The organism is Cupriavidus sp. GW823-FHT07B10 (assembly GCF_058794355.1).
This window is the reverse complement of sequence record NZ_JBXAGS010000004.1, coordinates 361,592-388,446: the sequence shown is the minus strand read 5'-3', so window position 1 is coordinate 388,446 and position 26,855 is coordinate 361,592. Positions and strand designations below refer to the sequence as shown.

The window sequence follows — 26,855 nt, the reverse complement described above, 5'->3', positions numbered from 1 at the left end:
ACGCCGCGTAGCGCCCGGCGCGGGAATCGGCAAGCGCCCAAAGTGGGTGAAATACTGTCTCTGGGATTATGCATCACATTGCAGCACGACAGATGTCCTCACCAATCCCATCGCCGGCCAAAACAAGAAACCCAGCGCGGCAGCATACAGCGCCGCACAGGGCTCAGTGGCATTACGCGGAGGGACTCGTCCCTACTGGTAGGTCATGGTGAACGTCATTCCCGAGTTGGCGGCGCCGGCCGCCACCGTGCTTCCGGTCTGGTAGTAGCGTGCCTTCAGTGGAATGACGTAGCTGCCACCAGTGCTGGCTATAGTCGCTCAAGACCTTGGTGGTCCCCAGCGGGAAAACATTGCCGGAATCATCGAGCAACTGCACGCCGATGCCGGATGCCGTCGAGGAGGCATCGAGCGATACCACCGAGTTGGCGGCATCGAGAGCCGGGGTCACGGCATCGATGCGATAGCTCACCGAAGTCATGCCGGCCGGGCAGTTGTTCAGCGCGATATTGAATCCCGGCGATGACGTATAAGTGCCGGCCCGGCAAATTCCTTGTTCTGATGCGTGCCCACCGGGGTATCGCGCGGCACGCCGTATGTACCAGTGGGCGCGGTGAAGTCCAGTGTACCGGCACTCGGTGTGCAGGAGAAGGTCGCGCCGAACGACTGTCCATGCAGTGCCAAGCAAAACAGCAGCGCAGCTGCCTTCAGTATGCCGTGCCATGGCCTGGCCGTCGCCTGGCCTCTGCTCACTGATCGTGTGAGGACAGACAATATCTTGTGCAAGGCGCCACCGCGCTGGCTTTGATATGGGCTTGTAGAATTCAACATCCTGACGTCCTGCGCATGCCGTGGCTGGCATGCATTAAGAAAATGGGGGCGGCACCATTCGCTCGAGCTTTAGCGGCAAACCGCTTCCGCGGTCTGATACGAGGCATTCGCGTCTTTTTCAAGCTTCGGCAGGACATAGTCCAGCTTGCATGCTTCCGCAACGGCCCTACCCCACTTCACGCTCAGTTGGCCTGCATCCGTCTTCAGGCCGCGCGCAATGATGCGCCCGCCCTGAGCGACAGTGCCGACGCTCTGGCCTTGTGCATCGAAGACCTCCGCCCCGAACGGCAGCGGCTTGCCATCCGGTCCGTTGGCCCGCAGAAGCGCCGCACGGCCAGGGTTGTCGGTCTCGAACTTCATCTTCACAATCGCGCCTGCGGTCGGCGCCACGTTCTGCTGCGTCGTCTTCAGCTCAACGCTCATGGGCAGCCCCTTCGGGTCGATCTCGATCTGGTTGGTGGCGAATGGCGTCAGGGTCGGCACCACGGCGTGGCCCCAGGGGTCCACGCGCAGGCCGCTGCCGTTGGCCAGGCGCGCACCCGCGGCATCCTTGGCCTCGATGATGGCCATGGTGTCGCCCACCGTGGGCGTGAAGGCCACGCCCCCCGCATAGGCCACGATGCCGCCGCTGATGCCCAGGCCTGCTTGCGAGAAGTCGCGGCCCTTGCTGGCACTGGCCGTCATGGTCGCCATCGGCGACACATAGCCGACGTTGGCGCCGACAGTGGCTGCATCCCTGGTGTCGCCGCCACCGGTGTAGCCGGCGTTCACGCCGTAGGTGAAGGCGCTGTCCTGGCCCAGGGTGCCGGTCACTGTTTCCTGCAGCGACGTGCCCCCGGTGGAATCGTGGCTCAGGCTGGTCATCGAGTACGGCGCGTGCTGGCCCTTGCCCAGCGGGATACCCACGTTGAGCATCACCCGGGTGTCCCACTTGCCTGAGCCGACGTTGAACTGGCGCGACGCCGAGACGCCATAGTTGATGCGCTTGTAGCTGTTGTTATAACCCGCCTGGAACTGGGTATCGGAACCGCCGCGGTTCCAGTAGTTCTGCGTGGAGCCGGACAGGTAGAACGAGCCATAGCCTTGCGGCAGCATCTGGTTGATGGTCACCTGCAGGCGCCCGCGCTGGATGCCGCCGAGGAACGTGCCAGGGCCCAGGCCGCGCTGGTCCAGGTCGCGCAGCGCCATGGCATCGGTCATGCTCAGGTAGCCGCTGCTGGAATAGCGGTAGGCGGCCAGCGTCAGGTTGGTGTTGGTCGGTGCCACCAGCTTGCTGTACGACAGCCGCATGCTCTGGCCGCTCCGGTTGGGTGCATTCTGCAGGTTGGTCCAGGCCTGGGTCACGTCGGCGCCAAAGGCGCCGAAGTCCGTGTTCAGCGCCCCGCCGCCCATCACCGCCGTGTAGTCCTGTGCCGCGATGACGCCGCCGTAGCCGGTCACCATATTGCTGATGCCGTGCTGAACGGTTGCCTGCATCAGCATCGGCCTGCTCTGGATCGACGTATTGCGGTACTGGCCGACGGTCACGCTGTAGCGCGTGACGCCCGGGCGCAGCGCATTGACGGCTGCGGCGTAGGGCACGCGCGAGGTATGGACGCTGCCATCGGCTTCCGTGACCACCACCTCGAGATCGCCGCCGTAGCCGGTCGGATACAGGTCATTGATCTCGAATGCGCCGGGGGCAACCGTGGTTTCGTAGATGATGTTGCCGCCCTGGCGGACCTGCACGCGGGCGTTGCTGTTGGCAATGCCATGGACCACCGGCGCATAGCCGCGCTGGGATTCCGGGTACATCCGGTCGTCGCTGGCAATCTGCACGCCACGGAAGCCGAAACTGTCGAACAGGGTGCCGTCGGTGAAGGCATCGCCGATGATCAGCTGGCTCCTGATCAGCGCAATCGAGCGCTGCAGGTTGGTCTGCACGCTCTGGTAGCGCGTACCCTCGACGTCGCCGTGCGTCAGGTTGCCCAGATGGCGAAAGCGCCAGCCACCGAAGTTGAGTCCGGCGTTCACCCCGACGTAGCTCTGCGTGGTCGATATCCCGCTGGAGTCGGAGTGATAGACGTTGGCGTTGTACTGCAGGCGCGCCGCGGTCACGCCTTCGTCCCAGTACTTGGGATCGACATAGCCGCGCGCCGAGCGCGACATGGCGATCTGCGGCACCGAGACGTCCAGGCGCTGCTCGCCGTTGTCGAAGCTGGCCGTGGCATCGGGGATCAGGTCGGGCAGCGACACGCACCCCGTGTCCAGCCGCGCCGCCGCCTCCGGTGACAACCTGGCCAGGTCCACGCCCATGCGCTCGATCGCGGCACGGTCAAAGCACGGCTGCACGTTGCGGCTGTCTTCGCCCACCTGGCGCATCGTCACTTCGGCACGGCCCAACCAGACCTGGTTGACGTACAGCTCTGCGCGATAGTTGCCCGGCAAGGCCACGTTGCCCTTGTTGAAGCGGCTCGCGTCGATGCGGGCACCGCCGGGCTGCTGCAGGAAGGTGTCGTTGAATTCCACTTCCGCCACCAGCGTCGGCGCGCTGTTACCACCGGGCGCGGCCCATGCCCCCACGCCGGCGAACAAGGACAATACCACCGCACTGGCCGGACGCAGCCGGGACGGGAAGGAAGAGGTCTTCTGGGTTTTCATGGGTTTATGCCGGATATCTGGCCTTGCGCGGGCAAGACTTGCCCCTGCCGCTGGTTGCGGCATCGTCAATCGGAGAAATCAGCTCGGAAGAACGCCGGACGCGGCCCGGCGTGTGGTCAGCGCGAAGCGGCCTTGGTGGCGCTGCTGCCCAGTGCGGCTTCGCCGCTTACGGCGCCGCCGTAGTCATTGATGGCCTTGTAGCGAACCCTGGCTTCGGTGCCTTGCGCAACATCGCCGGTCAGCGGGAACGTTTTGGCTTCGCCCGGGCCGACCATGCCGCCTTCTTCAAACTTCGCGGTCTTGCCGCCGCCAACCAGTTCGAGGTTGGCGAAAGAAACGTGATACTTGCTGGGGTTGCTTGCCTCAAGCGCCGGCTTGCCGCCTGCCTGGGTAACGCGCCAGCTGATGCTGCCAGGGGCGTCGTCGGCGTTGCCCTCCAGGCCCGCGGGGCGGAAGAAAAGCTTGATGCGCGAGCGGAAAGCCAGCTGCAGCTTGTTGACATCGGCTTCTTCGGCGGTGGGCTTTGGCGGGATCTCCAGCACATTGAGCCAGAACACGGATTCGCGGTCCTGCGGCAGTGGCTCGCCGGTGTAGATGATGCGCAGCGTCTGGCCCTTTTTCGGGTCGATGCGCGACACCGGCGGCGTCACGGTGAACGGTACGTCGATGGACGACGGCGCAGCCTTCGCGTCGCCCTTGTCGATCCACGCCTGCGTCAACGCCGGCGACTGACCTTCGTTGGTCAGCTTGATCGTGGTCTCGGTGTCTTTTGCCTTGTAGATGACCCGCGTGCCCGCTATGACCACGGAAGCTTGCGCGTGCAGCGCGCTCATGAGCCCCAGCGCAATCACGCCGGCGGAAATCAGGGACTTGATGGACGTTTTCATGATGGTTGCAGCGGACTTGACCGGGTGAAGCGGCACACACTCAATATTCGGAAGGCGCGGAGCGCGCCGGTAACACGCTCCGCGCCCTGTGGTACCAGGGCTTACTGGTAAGCGATCGAGTACATCACGGTCGAGTTGGCGGCACCGGCCGTTGCCGCGCCAGTTGCGTAGTACTGTGCGTAGTACTCCAGCTTGGCCGCGCCGCTGTTGATGGCAACTACGCCGGAATTCTGCGCGGCGTCGGCAAAGCCGGCCTTGATCGGGCTGTTATCGGTGCCGCCGTTCAGCAGGCGGATCTGCACGTTGGTGGCGCCGCCGGCGTCCACGATCAGGTTACCGGTGGTGGTGTCGGTGGTCGGGCCAGCCTCGAAGTAGGTATGCACGTTGCCTGTGTTCGGCGTGCAGTTGGTCAGGGCGATATAGAACGGCGTCTGGCCAGCGGTGTCACCAGCCTGGACCAGGGTGGAGGCCGAAACGGTCGGCAGTGTCACGGTAAAGTTCTTGCTGCCCGTGCCGTTGCCGTTGATCGTGCAGGTCTGGGCGGTGATCTGGCCGTTGAAGGTGATCTGGCCGTCGGCATTTGCGGCATGTGCAAACTGCGCGCCCATGGCGGTACCGGCGACGATCAGAGCAGCGAGGAGCTTGGTATGGGTCATGATGGGTGATTCAAATAAGTTGATAGGTAGATGGCTTTCGGATCCAACGGATCCCGCCCCGCCCCGTGCCGCCATTGAACCGCCAGATCTGTGTTGCAGTTGCCGGTTGCCCCGGGGACAGCTGAACTATATGTATGGCACCTAATGCCACCAATCAGGCAAGCCTTAGATCCTGCTCGGAATTTTTTCCTTTGCCGCGAACAGCTCGCCGTGGTTCTTATGCGTCATGAGGTGTAAATCTGACTTGCCGGCGCAAGGCAGATGTGCCTGCGAAGAGCCTGGACGGTGAGGAGACAGGCGCCGGATTGATCTGCATCATGGCAGCCGCATTGAAGCGCCGCATCTACGCCAAAGGGTACGCGCCGCTTGCAGCGGCTGCATGGTGCAAAGGCCATCTCCGCAGCATCCGTCCGCCCTTAACTGGCCAAAGTCCCGGCCGTGCCAACAGCGCCGTCACACGTCCTGCGCGGCAGGCAGACCTGCAGCGCCAGCCCGCGCGGCGCCACGTTGTGCGCCGACACCGTGCCGCCATGCGCGGCAATGCCCGCCTGCGCGATGCTGAGACCCAGTCCCGCCCCGGTCGGATGCCCCGGACCGCTGCGTACGCGGTAGAAGGGTTCGAACAGGCTCGCCAGCGCGTCTTGCGGAACGCCGGGCCCGCCATCGACGATGTCGATCCGGATCGCCGTCTCATCAGCCTGCAGCGTCACGGTCACGGGCGCGGCGGGGTCGGTGTACCGGATCGCATTGCGCAGGATGTTCTCGATGGCGCTGCCCAGCGTCGCGGCATCTGCCTCGACGATCAGTTCATCCGGGGGAGTCCAGCAGATCGCCACGCCCCGGGCCACGGCTTCGAAGCGGGCATCGGTGACGATGACGTCGAGCAGTTCCGCCAGGTCGATCGGGCGGAGCACCGGCGCCATCGCATGCAACCGCGCCAGCTGCAGCGTGCGTTCGACCAGCGCGTCGAGCCGTTCCGTCTCGCGCTCGATGCGCTCGAACTGCAGGTCGAGCATGGCATCGCGCCGCCGCGCCAGTTCCAGCGACAGGCGCAGCCGCCCCAGCGGCGACCGCAGTTCATGCGCGATATTGCGCAGCAGCTGCTCGCGCCAGTCCATCAGGCGCTGCAGGCGGTCGGCCATGGCATCGAAATCGCGCGCGAGCTGGCCCAGCTCGTCGGCGCGGCGGGCCAGCACGGGCGGCGTGCGCGTGGCCAGCTCGCCGTCGGCAAGCGCTTGCGTGGCTTCGCGCAGGCGCCGCACGGGGCCGGTGACATGCCGCGTCAGCGCCCAGCACAGCGGCGCCGAGACGGCCAGCGCGAACAGGCCGAGGGAGAGCACCACAGGCGACAGGTGCAGCACCTCCCAACGCGACGAATCGAACGGCAGGAACAGCATCAGGAGCTCGCCGCCTTGCGGCAGCGCGATGGGTTGCGGGTCCCACCATGACACGCGCGCGCCGGGCCCGGGCACATGCGCGACAGCATGGCCGATCAACCCCGCGCGCCACATCGGCACCAGCCGGTCGGCCAGGCGGTTGCGCAGCCGCGCCGGCAACGGGCGGCCCAGCAGTTCCTGCAGCGTGTCGTCGACAATGTAGATGTCCAGCGCCGAGGCGTGCGAATCCATCGCCCGCAGCCAGCGCTCGAGTCCGGGGCGCCCCTGAGTCTGGGCGACTTCCAGCGCATCCTCGGTCAGCACCGCGGGGCTCAGGCCATCGAGCGCGTCGAAGCGGTACCAGGCCACCGCGGCCGTCAGCGCCATGCCGATGCCGACGATCGCGGCCATGCCCAGCCAGAAGGTCAGGAAGTTGCGCCAGAACAGCGGCAGCGGAAACAGCGCGCGCACGCGGCGGCGCCAGTTCACGGCGCCTGCACCAGCAAATAGCCCTGCCCGCGCAGGTTGCGGATCAGCAGCGGCGAAGTGATGCCGTCCAGCGCCAGCTTGCGGCGCAGCGCGCTGATATGCGTGTCGAGGCTGCGGTCGTAGCGTTCCGGCGCGCGGCCCAGCGCGAACCGGCCGATCTCGGCGCGCGCGACCACCCGGCCCGGCGCCCGCATCAGGATTTCCAGCACGCGCTGCTCGGCCCCGGTCAGCGGCGCCTCGGCGTTGCCGTGGATGGCCAGGCCTGATGCCAGGTTCAGGCGCAGCGCGCCAGCCTCCAGCCACGGCGCCTGTGCGGGCGCGGCAGGCGCGGCGTGGTGGAAACGGCGCAGCACCGCATGCATGCGCGCCTTGAGCTCGCGCGGGCTGAACGGCTTGCTCAGGTAGTCGTCGGCGCCCAGTTCCAGCCCCAGCACGCGGTCGGCTTCATCGCCGTGCGCGGTGAACATGATCACCGGGCGCTGCGAGCGCGCGCGGTGCAGCCTGAGCAGGTCCAGGCCGTTGCCGTCGGGGAGCATCAGGTCCAGCAGGGCGACGTCGTAGTCGTTGCGGGCCAGCAGGGTCTCGCCCTGCTGGCGGGTGTGCGCCAGCGTGACGGTGCAGTGATCGGGCTCAAGGTACTCGCGCAGCATCTGCGCCAGTTCCAGGTCGTCGTCGATCAGCAGCACGCGCGCGAGCGGCGTGTGGAAGCACATCAGCATGCAGCTTGCCGGGGCCTTGCGGACGTGGACGTGGCCGCCGGTCCCCGGTTCCGTCAAGAAACGTCAAGAAAACAAAAGCTATCCAAAGTGACTGGTAGGCACCTTCATCTCGAATTTTAATATGAGAATGATTGTTATTTACAGAAGACAGGGAAAATGATGAAGTTCAGGCAGGTCGCCGGGATCGGGGCGACAACAAGAGCGGCGGCAGGGTTGCCAGCACCGGCGGGCGTACAACGGGGTCAATGGATGCGGATGCTGGCGGCGGCATGCGCCGCCTCCGGCATGACGGGAGCCTGGGCACAGGCGCAGGCGCTGAAGACGGAAGCCACCCTCGCCACCGTGGTGGTGACGGCGGCCGGCAGTGAGCAGGACATCCGCGACGCGCCCGCGTCGATCAGCGTGGTCACGCGCAAAGACCTGGAGAACAAGGCCTATCGCGACATCAACGATGCGCTGGTGGAAGTGCCAGGCGTGATCGTCAGCGGCGGCGGCGACCGGACCGACATCAGCCTGCGCGGCATGGGCGCCAAGTACACCCAGATCCTGATCGACGGCAAGCGCCAGAACTCGCGTGAGACCCGCACCAACTCCGACTCGTCCGGCGTGGAAAGCAGCTGGACGCCGCCGCTGTCCGCGATCGAGCGCATCGAGGTGGTGCGCGGGCCGATGTCGTCGCTGTACGGCTCCGACGCCATGGGCGGTGTGATCAACATCATCACGCGCAAGGTGCCCAGGACGTGGACGGGCGAGTTGCGCGGCGACGCCACGCTGCAGGAGAACAGCGACTCCGGCAATCTCTACCAGGGCAACTTCTACCTGGCCGGGCCGCTCAAGAGCGAGCTGCTGGGCCTGCAGCTGTACGGCCAGAGCACGCACCGCATCGAAGACGATATCGACTACGGCTTCCGCGGCCGCCGCGCCGAGAGCCTGACCGCCAAGCTGGCGCTGACGCCCACGCGCAACCACGACATCGTGTTCGAGGCCACCGGCATGCGCCAGCTGCGCAGCGAGACCGTGGGCAAGACCGTGCCGCCGCTGCCGCCCGGCACCGCCTGCCCGCGCTCCGGCTGCCCCACCTCCTCCGAGACCGACTACCGCAGCGAGAAATACGCGCTGTCGCATACCGGCCGCTGGGGCTTCGGCGTCTCCGACAGCTATATCCAGCAGGAGGAGTTCGACAACCGCAGCCGCCGGATGAAGATCAAGAACCTGGACCTGCGCACCAGCTGGGCCATGCCACTGGGCAACCATATGCTGTCGGTCGGCGGCGAATACCTGAACCAGCGCCTGAACGACCAGACCGGCAACCAGATCGCCGGCGGCCCGAACCAGGTCGAGCGCTACCAGTGGGCGCTGTTTGCCGAGGACGAGTGGCGCCTGGCGCAGAGCTTTGCCCTGACCGGCGGCGTGCGCATGGATCACGACCAGAACTTCGGCCAGCACTACAGCCCGCGCTTGTACGGCGTGTGGCATGCGGCCGAGCGCTGGACGGTCAAGGGCGGGGTGTCGACCGGCTTCCGTGCGCCGGACCTGCGCCAGACCGTGGCCGGCTGGGGCCAGACCAGCCGCGGCGGCAATATGTACGGCAACCCCGACCTGAAGCCCGAGACGATGTTGTCGCAGGAACTGGGCCTGCTCTATGACAAGGGCAACGGCCTGCAGGCGGGCGTGACGCTGTTCAACAACGACTTCAAGGACAAGATCACGCGCGTCGCCTGCCCGGCCACGCAGTGCACCGACGGACCTAACCGGTTCGGCGCCAACCCGACCACCTACATGAACGTGGACCGCGCCTACTCGCGCGGGGTGGAAGCCAGCCTGCGCTGGCCGATCGCGCAAGCGTGGTCGCTGACCGGCAGCTATACCTATACCAAGTCGGAACAGAAGAGCGGCCAGTACCAGGGCCAGCCGCTGAACCAGTTGCCGATGCACCTGCTGGTGGCCACGCTGAACTGGCGGCCGAGCGAGAAGATCAACGCCTGGGCGCGCGTCAACTACCGCGGCAAGGAAAGCCAGCCGATCACGGGGCCGTCATCCAGCACCGTGGTGGCGCCGTCGTACACCTTTGTCGACCTGGGGGCGACCTACACGGTTACCAGGAACGTGTCGGTGTTTGCCGGGATCTACAACCTCTTCGACAAGCAGGTGAACTACACCGACTATGGGCATGTCGAGGATGGGCGCCGGTACTGGATGAGTGTGTCCGTGAAATTTTGAAGGTGGCTGTTCTTGTTGTTGCCATGCGATTCGGCTGTGGCTCTTGGCAGGCGTGGGCTGTTTCGCCGGCGCAGCCGGCGAAACAGCCCAGTCAAGAGCGACACCCCGACCGCATTGAGCAAATCCCCAAATCCCCCCAACGCGATGCAAGCGCAGTGTGCCCACCTCAGCTCGCCAAATCATCCGCCCGGCATCTTGCCGGCACCTCTCCGTATAGAGCCATCAACGCGCCGGCAATCGCGTTGGTCCAGCCAAAGCCATCCTGCAACGGATACTCGCCCCCGCCCCCTCCCCGGGCCGGCCCTTCGATATGCCGGATGCGGTATTTCTCCACCAGCTTGCATTCATGGGTGTAGAGACTGGCCACGGTCGCCAGCCAGCGCTGCGCAATCTCACGCGCCAGGTCGTCATGGCCATAGCGTGCCAGCCCGCGCACGGCCAGCCATTGCAGTGGCGCCCAGCCATTGGGATGGTCCCATTGCTGGCCCGAAGCACATTCCGTGGTGGCCAGCCCGCCGTCAACCAGCAGCCGGTCCTTCACCGCCTGCGCCACGGCTTGCGCCTGCGACGGCAGCGCAAGACCGAGATAGAGCGGCATCACCATTGCCGCGGTCAGGCACAGCCGCGGCGCTCCGCGGCACCAGTCGTAGTCGACAAAGGCGCCCGCGGTGTCGTTCCACATGTATTGCAGGATGGCTGCCTCGCGCCGCTGCGCCGCCACGCGGTAAGCCTCCGCCGCGGCATCGCCCGCCTGCTCGCACAGCACGGCGAGGCGCGTTTCCAGGTGCCAGAGCAATGCGTTGAGGTCGACCGGCAGCATCGCCGTGGTCCGGATGGTGGCAAGGTCCACGGGCTGGCCGGTGGGCGTGGATGGCGAATCGAGCCAGCGCGAGCTGAAGTCCCAGCCCGATTCCGCCGCGGCGCGCAGGTCGCGGAACACCAGGTGATGCGGCCGGCCGCTGCGCATTGCGGTCTCCATGTCTTCCAGGAAGGCTTCTTCGCGCGGCCACGGGCGGTCGTCCCAGTAGCGGTTCAGCACCGCGCCGTCGGGCAGGCACACCACCCGTCGGTGCGCGTGGCCCGGCCGCACGCAGTCGGCACCGTCCATCCAGAAGGCGTATTCCCGGCGCAGCTGCGGCAGGAAGTCGATGGCGCTGGCCAACTGCTCGCGCTCGAGCAGGTCCACCATCAGCGCAAACACCGGCGGCTGCGAGCGGCTCAGGTAGTAGTTGCGCGTGCCGTTCGGCACCAGGCCATAGGTGTCGATCAGGTAGGCGAAGTTCCGCGCCATCTCCACCATCAGGTCGCCGCGCCCGCTGCCGGCCAGCCCCTCCATGGTGAAGTAGGAGTCCCAGTAATACAGCTCGCCGAAGCGCCCGCCCGGCACCACGTAGCGGTGCGGCAGCGGCAACAGCGACGACAACGGCGGATGGGCCACGGGCTCGCGCGTCAGCACCGGCCACAGGCCGTCGATATGCTCGCGCAGGGTGCTGGCCGGGTCTGACACGTAGTGGCTCTCCGGCACGGTGGCGCGGGTGAAATGCGCCTGCACGAAATCAGCCAGACAGAAACCCGGCGTGTCGCGCGTTTCGCGGTAGCGTGCCACGATCAGGTCCGGATCGCAGTTGGGAATGCAGTCAGGGAAGGTCTTGCTGTCGGCAAACAGGCCGCTGTGCTGGACGTCGACGAACAGCTCGCAGTAGCGCGCCGCGGGCGACAGCATGTCGGCGCAAGCGCAGCCGGGCAGCGTGTGCGGCGGCGGGCAGTCCCGGTCCGTGACCAGCGCCGGCTGCGCCGCCGCATGGACCTTGCCGGGCGCCGCCAATGGCCCCGGCACCGCGCCGGCGCCGTCAGGGGTGGCCGGGGCCGTGCGCGGCACCGTGCTGCCGCCGGCAGTGGCGCCGGACGACGGCGGAATGGCGGGTTCGGTCTCGGGCTTGCCTGTCGGCTGCATGGGCGCCTCCCTGCACCGGGCGCTGCCGGCTCATGTGGATAGGAGCCGCGAAGTGCGGGTAAGTTCGCGGCCGCCCCCGCAAAGCGCCCCATGTGTCACGCAGGCGCCCGGGCGCAGGCGTTCACACCTCCTTCTCGCCATGCTGCACCGGTATCGCCGGCGCGGCTTCGCGCACCCCCAGCTGCATGAAGATCCAGGCCGACGCGCACGTGATCAGCCCCATGCAGACAAAGGTGGCATGAAACGCCGGCAGCACCGCCGTGGAATCGCCGCCGAAGCGGTGCTGGAAGGTCGCCAGCAAGGCGCCCGCCGCGGTCACCGCCAGGCTCATCGACAGCATCTGCACCATCGACAACATGCTGTTGCCGCTGCTGGCGCCGGCCCCGCTCAGGTCCTTCAGCGTGACCGTGTTCATGGCCGTGAACTGGATCGAATTGACCATGCCGAACAGCGCCAGCAGCGGGACCAGCAGCCACAGCGGCAACTGCGGCGTGATCAGCGCAAAGGCTGCCATCACCAGCCCCACCACGAAGGTATTGGCCACCAGCACGCGGCGGTAGCCGTGGCGCTGGATCAGGCGCGTGGCCAGGCGCTTGGAGGCCATGCCGGCGGCGGTGACGGGCAACATCATCAAGCCCGCATCGAACGGCGAATAGCCCAGGCTGATCTGCAGCGTCAGCGGGATCAGGAACGGCATCGAGCCATTGCCGATCCGGGCGAACAGGTTGCCCAGCAGCCCCACGCTGAAGCTGTGGATGCGGAACAGCCGCAGCGGGAACAGCGGCTGCTTGCGCCGGTTGGCGTGCAGCCCGTAGGCGGTCAGCGCGGCCATGCTGGCGATCAGCAGCATCAGCACGGTGGCATGCTGGAAGCCCAGCCCGGCCAGCCCGTCGAGCGAGAACGACAGCGACAGCATGGCGATGGCCAGCAGCAGGTAGCCGGCGATGTCAAAGGGCCCGATGCCGGTCAGCCGCGCGTTGGGCATATAGCGCACCGTGGCCAGTGCGCCCAGCAGCCCGACCGGCACGTTGATCAGGAAGATCCAGTGCCACGACAGCACCTGCGTCAGCCAGCCGCCCAGCGTCGGCCCGATCAGCGGGCCGATCATGCCGGGGATGGCAACGAAGCTGAGCGCCTGCAGGTACTGCTCGCGCGGGAAGGTGCGCAGCACCGAGAGCCGCCCCACCGGCAGCAGCATGGCCCCGCCCACGCCCTGCACCACGCGCGCGCCGATCAGGAAGTTCAGCGTAGGCGCGTAGGCGCACAACAGCGAACCCACCACGAACAGCCCGATGGCGGTCTGGAAGATGGTGCGGGTGCCGAAGCGGTCAGCCAGCCAGCCCGATGCCGGGATGATCACCGCCATGGTCAGCGAGTAGGCAATCACCACCGACTGCATCCGCAGCGGACTCTCGCCCAGGCTGTGCGCCATCGACGGCAGCGCGGTGTTGACGATGGTCGAGTCCAGCGTCTGCATGAAGAAGCCGACCGCCACCACCCACAGCATGATGCGGCGGGTGCGGTCGTCGGGCTGGGGTGTGGTCATGTGGCGGGCTCCGGGCCGGCCGGGCCCCGGAATCCCGGTATGCGCCGGCCAAAGCCGACACCTTAAAGGTCTATCGCGGAACAGGCAAATCGATGCGTGGCCAAGCGCCTCGCTGCCCTAGTCCAGGCGCTGGCGCTGGTCCTGGCTGAAATAGGCAAGCCGGTACAGCCGCCACGGTGCCTGCGCACTGTCGCGGCAATAGCCATAGCGGAAGGTGTCTTCCAGCGCGGGCAGGTCGTAGCGCAGGTCGGTGAACCAGACGCAGGCGACCGCTGCGCCCGGCGGCGCGGATGGCGATGCCCGCATCGCCGTGATGGCGGACAAGGCCGGATAGACCGCGAACTGCCTGAAATCGGCAAAGTCCGGCCGCACCCAGAGCTGCCATGCCAGCGCCTGCTCAGCCGGCGCCTCCAGCAGCTGCGGCCGCTCGGTCCAGACCATGCGCCCGGGCGGTTCGTAGGCCCTGGCCATGGCCGGCAGGCGCCCCAGCACCTGCCATTGCGGCACCCAGGCCCGATGCCCGGCCAGGTTGACGTGGGCGACGCGGTAGTCCGTCTCCGCGCGGGCAATCAGTTTCCAGTTGAACGGAGAGAACGGCTGGGGCAGCGCATCCACGCGCTGCGCCTGGATACCGGCAGTGCGCAAGGATTCGTTGCCCAGTTCCAGCGCCCGTTGCCTGAGCACAGCCTGGACGCCGACATAGGCACACAGCAGCGCCATGCCCGCCAGTGCCGCCCGACCGCGCCACTGCAGCGCCAGCAACAGTGCCAGGACCAGTCCGGACACGACAATGCCGCTCAACAGCGGATCGATCAGGAAGCTGGTGCCAAGGCTGAAGCGCCGTTCGGAGCCGGGATAGAAGATGCGGGTGCCATAGACCGTGACCAGGTCCAGCGCGATGTGGCTGGCCACGCCGAGGCAACTGACGGCGAACGCTTCCCTCCAGGCCTCGCGCCGGTGCGCCGCCAGGCAGAACAGGCCGGCAAGCAGCGCGCCCCAGGCGGGGAGCAGCAGCAGCGAATGGGTCGGCCCCTGGTGCCACTGCGCCAGGAAACGCAGCGGATGGACCAAAAAACCCAGGAAATCGATATCCGGAAAGGCACCGGCCGCAGCGCCAAGCAGCAGGCGTTCGCGCGTGCTGAGTCGCCGGCCGGGAACCTCGGCGACAGGGATGGCGAGCGCGGCCTGCGCCCCCATCAAGGCATGGGTGATCGTGTCCATCCGGACCGGGCTCCCTTGTCGCCAGGGCGGCGCCAGGCCAGGCGCTCGGCGCAGCGCAGTTGCCGTTCGAGCCACGCTTGCGTGTGGCCGGAATCCGGAGAACGGTCGCGTAGCCAACAGCCAAAGGTGGAAAGGAAGATTCCGGTCAGCACGACCTCGCCCAATTCGCGGCGCCAGCCGGATTCGGGCAGGCGCGCCGATTCCCGCAGCCATTGCACGGTGCGGCTGATATGCAGCAGGCCCTGCACCTGCAGATGCACGTGCTCCGGCTGCAGCTTGTAGCGCAGCATCTGGGCGGTGAGCTGCCGGTGCGGGGCCAGCGCCTCGAGCCAGGCGAGGATGGCCTGCTCCAGGCGCTCGCGGTGGGACAGGGCGGCCCAGCCTTCACGCGAGGAAGCGCGCACGAGCGCAAGGTCGGCCCGCTCGAACCAGGCCTCGGCCAGGTCGTCCTTCTGCCGGTAATGCCGATGGATCTGGTCCAGGCCGATGCCCATGTCGTCGGCAACGTCATGCAGGTGCAGGGCATCCCAGCCGCTGCGCTCGCCCAGCATCAGGGCAACCTCCAGGATCCTGCCGGCCAGGGCTGCGTCAGCGTTCATGGCTTTGCCATCCTCGGGAATGCGCGTCCGCGCTCTACCTTCCAGCATAGAGAGGCAACCCGTACGCGGGCGCGGATTTCATTGTCATGTGCACGATGCTGCCGGATCGGCGTGCAGTCGGGGCTTGCCCGCCTGTGCCCGGTTCGGCACCTGCCTCGACAATTTCCGCACGCAGCCTATCTTTAGGGTGTCAGTCCAGGCGTCATCGACAAGGCCGCCGTGCCAGCCAGCACTCGGCGGCGGCCGCGGTGTCGCGTGGACAGAGGCCGTACGCGCATGAAAGCGGATTCTCCCCCGAGGCAGAACTACGAAGATGCCCTGCTCGGCATCGTGCGGGAGATGTCTTCGGCCATGCGCCCGCCGGCAGAGTCCGAAGTGACGGTCGCGCTGGACAGCACGCTCGAAGGCGACCTGGGCTTCGACAGCCTCACGCGCGCCGAGCTGCTGACCCGCCTTGAACACCGCTTCGGCGTCAGCCTGCCGGAGCAGGTGCTGGCCCAGGCCGACACCCCGCGCGCGCTGCTGCGCGCCTTGCTCGCCGCCCAGGACCTGCCGCCCGGAGCGAGCGGCACGCACCTGCGCCAGGCCCGCCCTGCCCCGGCGGCACAGGCGCCCGACAGTGCCGCCACCTTGCCGGACGTGCTGCGCTGGCACTTGCGCAGCCACCCGGAGCGCACCCACATCATCCTGCAGGACGGCGACGGCGCAGACACGCAGATCAGCTTTGCCCAGCTGCACCGCGGCGCCGCGGCCATCGCCGCCGGGCTGGTGTCCCGCGGCGTGAGCGCAGGCACGGCCGTGGCCATCATGCTGCCCACCAGCCCCGAATACTTCTACAGCTTCTGCGGCGTGCTGCTGGCGGGCGGGATTCCGGTGCCGCTCTACCCGCCGGCGCGGCTGGCGCAGATCGGCGACCACCTGCAGCGCCACGCCGGCATCCTGGGCAACGCGCAGGCGCCGGTCCTGATCACGGTGGCACAGGCGCGGCCGCTGGCGGCCCTGCTCAAGGCCAGCACGGGAACGCTGCATAGCGTGCTCACGCCGCAGGAGCTGGCGGACGGCGGCGGCGCCCCGGTCCATCCGATGCTGCGCGCGCACGACATCGCCCTGCTGCAATACACCTCAGGCAGCACCGGCTCGCCCAAGGGGGTCGTGCTCAGCCATGCCAACCTGCTGGCCAACCTGCGCGCCATGGGCAAGACCCTGGCCGTCGGCTCGCAGGACGTCTTTGTCAGCTGGCTGCCGCTCTATCACGACATGGGCCTGATCGGCGCCTGGCTGGGCAGCCTGTACTACGCCTACCCGCTGGTGGTGATGTCGCCGCTTGCCTTCCTGGCGCGGCCCGAGCGCTGGCTCTGGGCGATCCACAAGTACCGCGGCACGCTCTCGGGCGGGCCCAACTTCGCCTTCGAACTGTGCCTGCGCAAGCTCGCCAATGCCGACCTGGCCGGGCTGGACCTGTCCAGCTGGCGCTTCGTCTTCAATGGCGCGGAGCCGGTGAGCCTGCAGACCATGCGCGTCTTCATGGAGCGCTTTGCCCGCTACGGCCTGCGCCCGCAGGCTGCCGCGCCGGTGTACGGGCTGGCGGAGGCCTCGCTGGGCCTGACCTTTCCGCCGCTTGGCCGAGGGCTGGCGGCCGACCGCATCGACCGCGACAAATTCACGCGTACTGCCGTGGCCGTGCCCGCGGGCGAACACGGGCCCACTGGCGAGCGCGAGACACTGGAATTCCCGTCCTGCGGCCGGCCGCTGTCCGGCCACGAAGTCCGCATCGTCGACGCCACAGGACGCGAACTGGGCGAGCGGCATGAAGGCCTGCTGCAGTTCCGCGGCCCTTCAGCCACCAGCGGCTATTTCCGCAATCCCGTGCAGACCCGCCAGCTGTTCGACCGCGGCTGGCTGAACACCGGCGACTATGCCTATATCGCCGCCGATGAGGTCTATATCACCGGGCGCGCCAAGGAAACCATCGTTCGCGGCGGCCGCAATATCTATCCCTATGAACTGGAGCAGGCGGTCGGCGCCATCCCCGGCATACGCAAGGGCTGCGTGGCTGTGTTCGGCAGTCCCGATCCGGATAGCGGCACGGAACGCATCGTGGTGATGGCGGAAACCGCAGAGAAGGATGTGCAGGCGCGCCGCGCGCTGCACCGGCAGGCGCTGAAGACCGCCCTCGACGTGCTGGGCATGCCGCCCGACCATATCGCGCTGGTGCCGCCGCACAGCATCCTGAAGACATCGAGCGGCAAGATCCGGCGCGCCGCCTGCCGCGAGCGCTTCGAGCACGGACGCCCCGGCCGCGGCGTGGAAGCGCCCTGGCTGCAGATCGCGCGCTTTGGCTGGCGCGCGCTGCGGCCGGAACTGCGGCGCGGCCGGCAGACCGCCGCGAGCCTGTCCTACGCGCTCTACACCTGGCTCCTGTTCGCAACGCTGGCGCCGGCGACCTGGCTGGCATCGGTTGCGCTGCACCGGCCGGCACTGGGCTGGACGCTCAGCCACCACGCCGCCCGGCTGTTTCTCAGGCTGGGCGCGGTGCCCTGGTTCGTGCAAGGGCTTGAGCACCTGCCGCGCAACCGGCCCTGCATCCTGGTCTCGAACCACGCCAGCTACCTGGACGGCATCGTGCTGGTGGCCGCGCTGCCCACGCCGGTATGCATGGTCGCCAAGCGCGAGCTGCAGCGCCAGCGCATTCCCGGCACCTACCTGGCCAGCATCGGCGCGGACTTCATCGACCGCTTCGATAACGTGCGCGAGCACGAGGATGTGGAGCGCGTGGTGGCCGCGGTGCGCGCCGGGCATTCGGCGCTGTTCTTCCCCGAAGGCACCTTCGGCCGTGCGCCGGGGCTGCAGGCCTTCCGCTCGGGCGCTTTCCTGGCGGCCGCGCGGGCCGGCGCGCCTGTGGTGCCGGTCGCCATCCGCGGCACCCGCTCGGTGCTGCGCGACGGCCAGTGGCTGCCGCGCCGCGGGCCAATCGGCGTGGTCATCGGCAGCCCGCTCTGGCCGGACGGCGCAGACTGGCCCGCCGCCATGCGCCTGCGCAACACCGCCCGCGCCGAGATCCTCCATTACTGCGGCGAACCGGATGCGCGGCGCACGACGCACCGGGATGCGAGGCGGGCCTAGTGCCCCGCGCCGCGAGGAACTTGCCATGACATCTGCCGACGGAGCAGGACCCTAGCGGCATGGATACCTTTGCCACCGCCCCGATGTGGGCCGGCTTCCTGGTCCTGGTGCTGGGGACGCTGGTGGTGGACGTGTTCGTCCTTGGCGGCCGGCACGCGCACCGCGTTTCAACGCGCGAGGCGCTGGGCTGGACCCTGGCCTGGTCGACGCTGGCGGTGCTCTTCGGCATCGCCCTGTGGTGGCTGCTGGCCGGAAGCGCCGGACGCGAGACCGCAGACCGCAAGGTGCTGGAGTTCTATACCGGCTACCTGATCGAGCTGTCGCTGTCGGTCGACAATATGTTCGTGTTCGCGATGATCTTCGGCTATTTCGCGGTGCCGCCGGAATTGCAGCGCAGGGTGCTGCTGTTCGGCGTGGTCGGCGCGATCGTGATGCGCGCCGTCATGATCCTGCTCGGCGTGTGGCTGATCAGCGAATTCTCGTGGATCCTCTACGTGTTCGGCGTGTTCCTGCTGTTCACCGGCATCAAGATGCTGTTCGTCTCCAGGCGTGCCCCCGATCTCTCGCGCAATCCCATCGTTCGCTTCCTGTGTGCGCATATGCGGATCACCGCGGACTATCACGGCGAGCACTTCTTCGTGCGCGTCGACGGCCTGCGCCATGCGACACCGATGTTCCTGGTGGTGCTGCTGGTCGAGGCGACCGACCTGGTGTTTGCCGTCGACAGCATTCCGGCCATCTTCGCCGTCACCACCGACCCGTTCATCGTCTTCACCTCGAACATCTTCGCCATCATGGGGCTGCGGGCGCTGTATTTCCTGCTGGCCAACCTGGCGCAGCATTTCCATTATCTGAAGTACGGCCTGGCCATCGTGCTGGCCTTTATCGGCGCCAAGATGCTGGCCGAGCCGTGGTTCCATGTGCCGGTGCACTGGTCTCTCGGCGCCGTCGCCATGACGTTGTTCGTGTCCGTCCTGGTCAGCCGGGCCAGGGCCAGGCGCACGCTTGCGCACGCCGGGGACGAACTGGGCGGCCACTGCGCCCCGCGCGAGCGCAGGGCAGGGAACCGGCGCACATAAGGAGCGATTCCATGAACAAGATCCTGCTTGCGACCGACGGGTCGGCCTATAGCGACGCGGCCGCCCGCTACCTGGTACAGAATCCCCTGTTCAGCCGCGATTTCGTGGTGCACGTGGTGCACTGCGAACCGGATGTGGCTGGCGACATCAAGACCTTCATCGACCGGTCCACCCTGGATGCCTGGCATCGCGAACAGAACGACAAGGCGATGCAGTCCGTGGCGAGCATCCTGAGCGAGGCCGGTATCGCTTGCGAGTGCCACGGCTTCGTCGGCTTCGCACCGGCCCGCATCGTCGAGTACGCGGGCAGCATCGGCGCCAGCCTGATCGTGATGGGCTCGCACGGCCGCGGCGGCTTCCTGGATGCCATCATCGGCTCGGTCGCCAGGCGAGTGCTTGCCCATGCGCACTGCCCGGTGTTGCTGGTCAGGAGCTAGTGCCCTCTGATCGCTGAGAAAACTGGCCTGCTGGCGGTTTGCTTCCCCTCGCAAACCAATGCCTCTAGCTGGCGCGGTTGACTGGGAATTGCTGGAGTCTGGCTACAGATCGCAGGGCACCCGGCGCCTCGCCGGATTGTGCGGCCGGGGCGATTTTACCTCGGTGGCTTGCGCGCCGCCGCAGTGACCGTAACAGTAACGGGCTGGTGCTGTCATTGCCACAGCCCGCCCCCCGCCATCGAAGGGTGAAAGCGGAACCAGGTTAAACAGGTTCAGGAAGAAGCCCGCAATAGGCCAACGCCAGCAGTGACCCGCTGTCGGCGCTACGCTCAAGGTAATAGCAGACTAGCAGGCTGCTGAAGTACTGCCGCACAAACGGAATGCTTTCCGCCTGTGCAGGTAAGCACTGCTTGATTTCACAATCCGGAAGCTATGCGCCCCTGAATCGTTTTTTTCGGCTGTTGGGCGCCCGTTTCCGGCATTCTTGGCCCGCTTACTGCAACTGCGGACGGATTTTTCCCAGCGAACGCATGCGCACGAGGTGTAGGCGGCCATGCTCAGCACGAACATCTGGTCGCCTCGCTTCAGTCCGCGCACCATCACCTGGCGCATGCGCCCGACCGTCTTGACCCAGCCGAAGCCTTGCTCGATCAGCTTGCGCTTTTGCTGCGAGATGGCATATCCCTCGCTGCGGGCAATGGCATCAGGAACCGCCGAGCGCCGACCCGAGGTGTTTTGCGCCACATGCGGCGTCACCTTCATCTCCAGGCAGGCTTGAATGAACTCCTGCGCGTCGTAGCCTTTATCCGCGCCCACGGTGACTTCCACATTCAGATCTTCAGTCACCTGCCTGGCATCGTTGATGCATGACCTTCGCGGGCCTCGCGCTCGGCGTGTCCGTCCGCATTGGTCACCATGGCGCTCACCACCAGGCCGTGGCGGTTGTCGCTCAGGGTATAGCCCATGTAGCGCAGTTCACACGCAGTCTTGCCCTTGCGGTACAGCCTGGCATCGGGATCGGTCTTGGACTCGTGCGTGTCGTTGCTGCGCTTGCGACCCTTGAAGTTACCGCCGTCGTTATCGTCCTTGTCACCGCCGTCCTTGCGCACAAAGCTCTTGTGGCCTGCCCACGCCTGAATCAGCGTGCCGTCGACGCTGAAGTGCTCCCCCGACAGCCAGTTCTTCTTCTGCGCGATAGCCAGCACCTCGTTGAAGAACTCGATCACAGCATCATGCTTAGTCAGCCGTTCGCGGTTCTTGGTGAAGACCGTTGGCACGCAAACTGGGGCGTCCATCTATAGCCCGATGAACCAGCGAAACAGCAGGTTGTACTGCGTCTGCTCCATCAATTGACGTTCGGAGCGGATGCTGTAGAGCACCTGCAGCAGCATGGCGCGCAGCAACTTCTCCGGCGCGATGCTAGGCCGGCCACCCTTGATGTCGGCCTCGTACATCTGCGCGAACAACCGGTCCATCTTCACCAGCGCCTGGTTGGCCATGGTTCGGATCGAGCGCAGCGGGTGCGACTTCGGCACGAAATCATCCAGACGCCGCATGGTGAACAAACTTTCGGTGAAGGTGTCTCCGCCGCGCATGAATGTGGGGTTGGATGGGGTCCTCAAATCAACGCTTCAGCCAGTTGTCACGCTGACGTCCGCTGGAGGTATTTCAGCGACCTGTTAATCCTTGCTTCAACAATTTCATCCTATCCACACCTTGTGGCAAATCATTTTGTCGCCCCACTAATGTATCGGATATGCCGTCCATCGATCATGGATAACATTGTGGTTCTGATAGCCCGTTGGTCGGGGGCAGGCTGATTGCCGTGACTCAATTCCACAGGGCCTACCGGGTTCGACACGTTACTGATTCGAGGGCGCGGCGTCAGCTTGCGGCCCCTTCGTATGTCTTTCACGGACTGCCAACATGCCCGTAAGTAATGCTCTCGATGCGAATCCAATCACATGAGAATGCCAACGTAGTTTGATTTTTGCATACAAACCGCACAGATACTGATTCTTCCATATCCTCCCATTCGAACTTGTCGATGATGTTCTCATGCCCCCAGTGGCTGAAGGACAAGCAGCTCAAGCCGACAAATGATAGCTTAATATGAACCACGTCATAGTTCTTGGGCCATCGGTCAGGGCAAGATTTTGGCTTCTCTTCAGTTATAAGCTTGACCGATAGCCGCGGCTCATCGCGCTTGACATGGACGTCAGAAAGTTCAGATCCACTAAGTGACGGAAACTCACCATATATGGAAATCATGGCTTTGGGATTCATTAACCTCGCAGTTGTCTTCATTTCTTATTCCGGCAATTGAAATGGTAATGATCGTCCATACCATCGACTTTGCCCGTCCGAGTATTGTCTTCGGGGCGTACATTATGGTGCGACGGCTGGTCGCCAACACCTCCTTCATTGTAGTAGTGCCCTGCCGAGTGGTCTTGAATAATCACATTCTTCCCATTCAACTGATAGGTCAACTCTCTGGTCATGATCGGGTGCTTGTCGTTGCCGAGGATCCAAGCACCGCTTGAGTCAGTTAATGGAACCATTTTCTGACTTGTTGGTTGCTGAGACATTGGAATGCCAAGCTGTCGCCGAACTTCTCTCAGACTAGCGCGCCGCGTCTGACTGCATGCCAGCCCGAGCGGATCAACCCAGCTTATCGGGTTCGGCGCGTACTGATTCAGGTTCAGCCCGCCAGCCAGCCCGATAGGGTCTTTGGAGACGAAGCGCCCGGTTCCCGGATCATAATACCGGTGCCGGTTGTAGTGCAGCCCATTCTCGTGATCGTAATACTGCCCCTGGAAGCGCAGCGGATTCTGGATGCCGGCCTTCCTCGCGGCGTTCGAGATTGCCTCCTGCGCGGCGCCCCATGCCTTGTACTGCGCGCTCCACGCCAGCTCGCCCGCCTCGTCGGTCAGTTCCTGCGGCGTGCCCAGGTGGTCGCATTGATACCAGGCCAGCGCCTCGAACGGCTGCGGCGCAATCTCGCGGGTCCACAGCGGATCGTCGTCCAGGTCGTAGTCGCCCTCCCAGGCGGGTTCAGGCAGCAGGTCGATGGCCTCGCGCCGCACCGCCTGCGCCAGCGGCACCAAACTGCCCGGCTCGTACAGGTAGTGCGTGGTGCGCTCCGCACCCGGTATTATCCGGAAGTGGTCGCCGACACCGGCCTCGGGTTCCTGGCGGCTCTCCCACGCAAGTTGGTCACCGTCCCAGCCATACAGCGTGAAGGCGCAGCCGTATTCCTGGTTCAGCCGTGCCCGCTCGTTGCGCCGGTAGATTTCGCCGTCATTCTGATTCTCGAAGTAGTTGGCCGATGACGACTTGGACAGCCGCCGCCCAAGTGCGTCGTACCGGTAACGCACCTCCACCTTCGGATTGTGCCAGCCCACCAGCCGGTTGAAGGCATCCCAGGCGAAGCGCTCATGGACACCGTTGACCACGCGCAAACTCAGGTTGCCGCGCTCGTCCCACTCGTAGTGGGTACCGGCGTACTGCTTGAGCAGGTTGTCCACCAGCTTCGGGCGGCCTTGCAGGCGGCTGTGGAACTCGGGCCGGCCACGGGCCGGGTCGGCTTTGAATACGCGCGTGTCGGGGTCGTGCAGCAGATTGCCCGCCGGGTCGAAGTCAAAGGTTTCCACCCCGAGCGCGCTGTTGGCCTCCAGCAGGCGCCCCACCGGATCGTAGCGGTATTGCAGCGTGCCGCGCCGCAGGTCGCGGATGCTGGACAGTTGCCCCGCCGCATCGTATTGGTACTCGCGGCGCAGCATGCGCTGGCCCGCATGGGCGCCCTCGACGTGTGAAAGCGTCTGCTCCAGGAGGCGTCCCGCGGGGTCGTACACCTGCGACTGCGCCAGCCGGTTGCCCTGCGTGCGGGCAATCTCCCGGTGCAGGTTGTCGCGCTCGAACTGCACCAACTCCCGGTCGTCCAGCATCACGCCGTGCACATGGCCCGAGCCGTAGGTAAGCACGCCCACGCGGTGCCCGTCCGGGCGAACGGTGGCGATGCGCTGGTTCAGCGCGTCGTATTCGTGCCGCCACACGGCCACCAGCGGCTCCTTCAGGCAGCGGTAGTGCTGGTGCTCGCGTACCACATTGCCCGCTGCATCGTGGAACCATTGCAGGCGGCTGTCGGCGTTTTCGGCCAGGATCAGGCGCCCGTTGCCGTTATAGGCGAAGGTTTCCGTCAGTACATGCGGCACCCGGTTGTCGGCGTCAATCAGCCCCGCACGGCGGCGCGTGAGGCGACCCATGGCGTCAAAGACGAAATCCGTCATCAGTTGGCCCGAGTCCACCGTCCAATCCAGCAAGCCGCTTGCCGGGTCGTAGTTGTACTCGGTCGTCTTGCCGTCGAAACCGCTCTCGCGCAGCAGGCGCCCCACCGGGTCGTACTGGAATTCGGTGCTGGCGCTGTTCTCGTTGGTGAGCGTGGCCAGCCGTCCCAGCCGGTCCCACCGGTAGCCGAGCGTCTGGCCGGCGGCGTCGGTGCGCTCGGCAATCAGACCGACCTCGTTATAGCGCCAGGCGGTGCGGCGGTGCAGCGCATCGGTGTGCACCAGCAGCCGCCCCTCGGCGTCGCGCTCGAAGCGCTCCACCCGCTGGTCGGGATGGGTAACGCTGGCGAGCTGCCCGGCCTCGTAGTGGTACTGGGTGGCATTGCCCGCCGCATCGGTGAACCTGACCAGTTCCCCGCGCTCGCCGTACTTCCAGGCGCTGGTCTTGCCCGAGCAGTCGGTGTAGCTGGCCAGCTGTCCGGTGGCGGTGAAGGCGAGCTGCTTCTTGCCGCCCTTGGCATCGGTGATCTCCACCGGCAAGCCCGACTTGTTGTAGGCGTATGCTGTCTTGTGCCCGAGCGGATCGATTTCCTCGGTCAGGTTGCCCTTGATATCGTAATCGCGCAGCCACAGCCCGCCCTCGGCGTCGCGGATCTTGATGAGCTGGTCCTTATCATCCCAGGCGTAGTGCACCACGCTGTCGTCGGGGCGGATGTGTTCGACCAGATTGCCGCGCTCGTCGTAGGCATAGCGATCGACCGCGCCATCGGTGTGCACATGCTTGACCACGTTCTTGGCGTGGTCGCGGAAGAACCACTCCGACAAGCCATCCGGGTGCTGGATGCGATAGGTGTAGCCGAGAATGTCGTAGTAATGCCAGGTCTCGTTGCCATGGGCATCGGTAACGTAGGTCAGCCGGATGTTCTCGTCCCACTCCAGGCGGGTATCGAAACTGCCATCGTCGGCCCATTCGCGCACGGCCCTGGCGTCCGGGCCGTCACCTTGCCACTGCAGGTTCATGCCGCGCCCGGTGCGGTCGGTATAGCGCGTGACGAGATGGTGCTGATAGGTGTACTCCCAATGCGCGGCGTTCTCGTCCTGCGCCATGGTGAGGTCGCCCGCATCGTCGTAGGTGTAGCGGGAAAGCTGGCGCACCAGCTTGCTGTCTGCGATCTGCCACAACTCGGCAATGCGGCCCTTGGCATCCGGGCGCACACCAACGTGGGCGAAGACGGTCTCGCCCTGATAAGCGATCACGTCCGACAGCACGGTGTCGCCGTCAATGCGGTGGTCGTAGTGCAGCGCGACACCTGCACCGCTTCTAAGCGTAATGCCGGTCAGGCGGAAGCGCTGACCATGGCGCCGGTAGGTTTCCTGGCTCTCGAAGCCGCGCGCCAGCGTCAGGCCGTTCTCCGACACCCGCACCAGCGTCACGTTATCGATGGGGTCGTGGTGGAACTTGCCCACCGCCGGCAGCGGGTAGTCGTGGCTGCGCCCGTCGGCGGCATGGTAGCGCAGCGCTTCCTGGCCCTCCTTGCGTATCACATCAAAGCGCGTGGTGTACGGCGTGATCCAGCGCGCGCCCTGTTCACCGCCGTCATAGGCGCCCAGGCTGGAGCGGTAGGTGCGCGCCCAGTCGATGGGGAACAGCCCCGGCAAGACAAAATCGGTGTGCGACAGCGTTTCGTCGCCCATTGCAAAACTGATGCTGTTGGTGCTGCCCGCCGGCGCGGGACAGTTCTTGCAGCCGGGGCTGGCCTTGGCCGGCGCCTGGTGGCTGCTCACCTCCAGTTCGCCTTCGTGGCCGGTCTTGCGGGCCTGGCTGGTTTGCTTCGGGTGGACGTTGGCGGCCTGATGGTTGCCTTTCCTCTTGCGCCAGGCAGCCACCGCCTGGACCAGCATCGACAGCAGCCAGCCAATGCTGTGCTGTAGCCTCGGGTCGGCGAGCCTGGTCATCTGCGCGCGCAGCACGGGCCCCATGGTCCGCAACTGGCCGACATGGGCCACCACCGTCTGCCGGATTTCGGCCGGCATGCCAACCTTGACCGCCGTGTTGACAACGGCCTTGCCAGCGGCCTTGTAGGCGTTCCAGGTAGCGTTCAGGAAGTTGCCAATGGCCTTCTTGGGATCATGCAGGAGTTGGCTGGCACCTTCTCGTGCCTGGCTGACCGCTGTTTGCGCATTGCCGGCAGCGTTGAGCTTGCCCAGCGCCACCTTCTCCAGGCCGCCGGCGACCTCCAGCACCATCTTCTCGCCCAGCACCCCGGCATCATTGAGAATGGTGGCGAGCTTGGCCTGCGCCTTGGCCACGAAGTCATCGATCTCACCGATGATGGTGGCGTTCAGGTGCCCGACCAGCACCTCGATGATCCCATCCCCCAGCGCGGCCTTGGCCGCCTGGCGTAGCTCCTGGCGCACCAGCGCCAGCGTCGGGCGCAGGCTCATCCTCGCGGCGGCCATGGTCGGCGGCGCGGGCAACACGCCGATCAGGTTGATGCCCAGGCTCACCCAGTCCAGGAAGTTCTGCGACTTGGTGCGTACCAGCGTGACGACATCGCCCAAGGCGTCGACCAGCGCGATAATGTTGCCCACCACCGGCAGGCTGCCCGCCACGGTCTTGATGCGCTCCAGCGTCACGAGGCCGCCGCTGGCGCTTTGCAGCCAGGCGTCGAACCTGGCGGCGCCCTTGCCTATGTCCTCGAGCGCGATGGTGTTCAGGGGCGCGACGGCGGTTTGCGGCTCGCGCGGCTTTGCTGCGGGTGTAGGTTCAGCCATAGGTCAAGTCAAGGATTGTT

At 66.0% G+C, this 26,855-nt stretch carries 16 protein-coding genes and 2 pseudogenes; 4 read left to right on the top strand and 14 right to left on the bottom strand.

What is annotated here, in order from left to right; genetic code table 11:
* Positions 1-172 precede the first annotated feature (172 nt).
* The 6 genes from AC1Q6V_RS11890 to AC1Q6V_RS11865 form a co-directional block, all read right to left on the bottom strand.
* Positions 173-469, bottom strand: coding sequence for a hypothetical protein (locus tag AC1Q6V_RS11890; protein ID WP_454750070.1), 297 nt, complete (start codon positions 467-469; stop codon positions 173-175).
* 428 nt (positions 470-897) lie between these two features.
* Complete coding sequence (locus AC1Q6V_RS11885; RefSeq protein ID WP_454750071.1) at positions 898-3,468, bottom strand: fimbria/pilus outer membrane usher protein; 2,571 nt, start codon at positions 3,466-3,468, stop codon at positions 898-900.
* A 116-nt stretch (positions 3,469-3,584) separates the two neighbouring features.
* The gene (locus AC1Q6V_RS11880; RefSeq protein ID WP_010811045.1) at positions 3,585-4,355 is read right to left on the bottom strand and encodes a fimbrial chaperone; all 771 of its coding nucleotides are present in this window, start codon (positions 4,353-4,355) and stop codon (positions 3,585-3,587) included.
* Between the two features lie 101 nt (positions 4,356-4,456).
* On the bottom strand, positions 4,457-5,011 hold the full coding sequence (locus AC1Q6V_RS11875) for a fimbrial protein (RefSeq protein WP_010811044.1): 555 nt from the start codon (positions 5,009-5,011) through the stop codon (positions 4,457-4,459).
* A 416-nt stretch (positions 5,012-5,427) separates the two neighbouring features.
* On the bottom strand, positions 5,428-6,876 hold the full coding sequence (locus AC1Q6V_RS11870) for a sensor histidine kinase (RefSeq protein ID WP_454750072.1): 1,449 nt from the start codon (positions 6,874-6,876) through the stop codon (positions 5,428-5,430).
* Positions 6,873-7,595 (bottom strand): response regulator transcription factor, encoded by a 723-nt coding sequence (locus tag AC1Q6V_RS11865; protein WP_454750073.1) that lies wholly within the window; start codon positions 7,593-7,595, stop codon positions 6,873-6,875. Before AC1Q6V_RS11865 ends, AC1Q6V_RS11870 begins: the two co-directional genes overlap by 4 nt.
* Before the next feature lie 249 nt (positions 7,596-7,844).
* Here AC1Q6V_RS11865 and AC1Q6V_RS11860 point away from each other — a divergent pair, with 249 nt between their 5' ends.
* Complete coding sequence (locus AC1Q6V_RS11860; RefSeq protein ID WP_454750074.1) at positions 7,845-9,815, top strand: ligand-gated channel protein; 1,971 nt, start codon at positions 7,845-7,847, stop codon at positions 9,813-9,815.
* A 166-nt stretch (positions 9,816-9,981) separates the two neighbouring features.
* Here AC1Q6V_RS11860 and treF read toward each other — a convergent pair whose 3' ends face one another.
* From treF to AC1Q6V_RS11840, 4 genes are all read right to left on the bottom strand, one after another.
* A complete protein-coding gene (treF, locus tag AC1Q6V_RS11855; RefSeq protein WP_454750774.1) occupies positions 9,982-11,769 on the bottom strand; it encodes an alpha,alpha-trehalase TreF in 1,788 nt (595 codons plus the stop codon).
* Between the two features lie 121 nt (positions 11,770-11,890).
* On the bottom strand, positions 11,891-13,315 hold the full coding sequence (gene mdtD / locus AC1Q6V_RS11850) for a multidrug transporter subunit MdtD (protein ID WP_439669303.1): 1,425 nt from the start codon (positions 13,313-13,315) through the stop codon (positions 11,891-11,893).
* Between the two features lie 117 nt (positions 13,316-13,432).
* Entirely contained in the window at positions 13,433-14,536 is a 1,104-nt protein-coding gene (locus AC1Q6V_RS11845; RefSeq protein ID WP_454750775.1) for a metal-dependent hydrolase, read from the bottom strand.
* Complete coding sequence (locus tag AC1Q6V_RS11840) at positions 14,512-15,135, bottom strand: hypothetical protein (RefSeq protein ID WP_010811037.1); 624 nt, start codon at positions 15,133-15,135, stop codon at positions 14,512-14,514. Before AC1Q6V_RS11840 ends, AC1Q6V_RS11845 begins: the two co-directional genes overlap by 25 nt.
* Positions 15,136-15,411: 276 nt before the next feature.
* On the opposite strand from AC1Q6V_RS11840, the gene AC1Q6V_RS11835 reads away from it, so the two are divergent.
* From AC1Q6V_RS11835 to AC1Q6V_RS11825, 3 genes are read left to right on the top strand one after another with little or no spacing between them, the layout of a single operon-like run.
* Positions 15,412-18,258, top strand: coding sequence for an AMP-binding protein (locus AC1Q6V_RS11835; RefSeq protein WP_454750776.1), 2,847 nt, complete (start codon positions 15,412-15,414; stop codon positions 18,256-18,258).
* 59 nt (positions 18,259-18,317) lie between these two features.
* Entirely contained in the window at positions 18,318-19,337 is a 1,020-nt protein-coding gene (locus tag AC1Q6V_RS11830; RefSeq protein ID WP_011617644.1) for a TerC family protein, read from the top strand.
* 11 nt (positions 19,338-19,348) lie between these two features.
* Positions 19,349-19,774, top strand: coding sequence for a universal stress protein (locus tag AC1Q6V_RS11825; protein ID WP_454750777.1), 426 nt, complete (start codon positions 19,349-19,351; stop codon positions 19,772-19,774).
* 204 nt (positions 19,775-19,978) lie between these two features.
* Here the strand turns inward: AC1Q6V_RS11825 and AC1Q6V_RS11820 are convergent.
* The 4 genes and pseudogenes from AC1Q6V_RS11820 to AC1Q6V_RS11805 all read right to left on the bottom strand — a co-directional run.
* Positions 19,979-20,123, bottom strand: a pseudogene (locus AC1Q6V_RS11820) (site-2 protease family protein); the annotation flags it as partial.
* A gap of 144 nt (positions 20,124-20,267) precedes the next feature.
* Positions 20,268-21,369: pseudogene (locus AC1Q6V_RS11815) on the bottom strand (IS5 family transposase).
* Positions 21,370-21,685: 316 nt separating this feature from the next.
* A complete protein-coding gene (locus AC1Q6V_RS11810) occupies positions 21,686-22,081 on the bottom strand; it encodes an immunity 50 family protein (RefSeq protein WP_136227881.1) in 396 nt (131 codons plus the stop codon).
* The gene (locus AC1Q6V_RS11805) at positions 22,078-26,835 is read right to left on the bottom strand and encodes an RHS repeat-associated core domain-containing protein (RefSeq protein WP_454749946.1); all 4,758 of its coding nucleotides are present in this window, start codon (positions 26,833-26,835) and stop codon (positions 22,078-22,080) included. Before AC1Q6V_RS11805 ends, AC1Q6V_RS11810 begins: the two co-directional genes overlap by 4 nt.
* Positions 26,836-26,855: the final 20 nt, after the last annotated feature.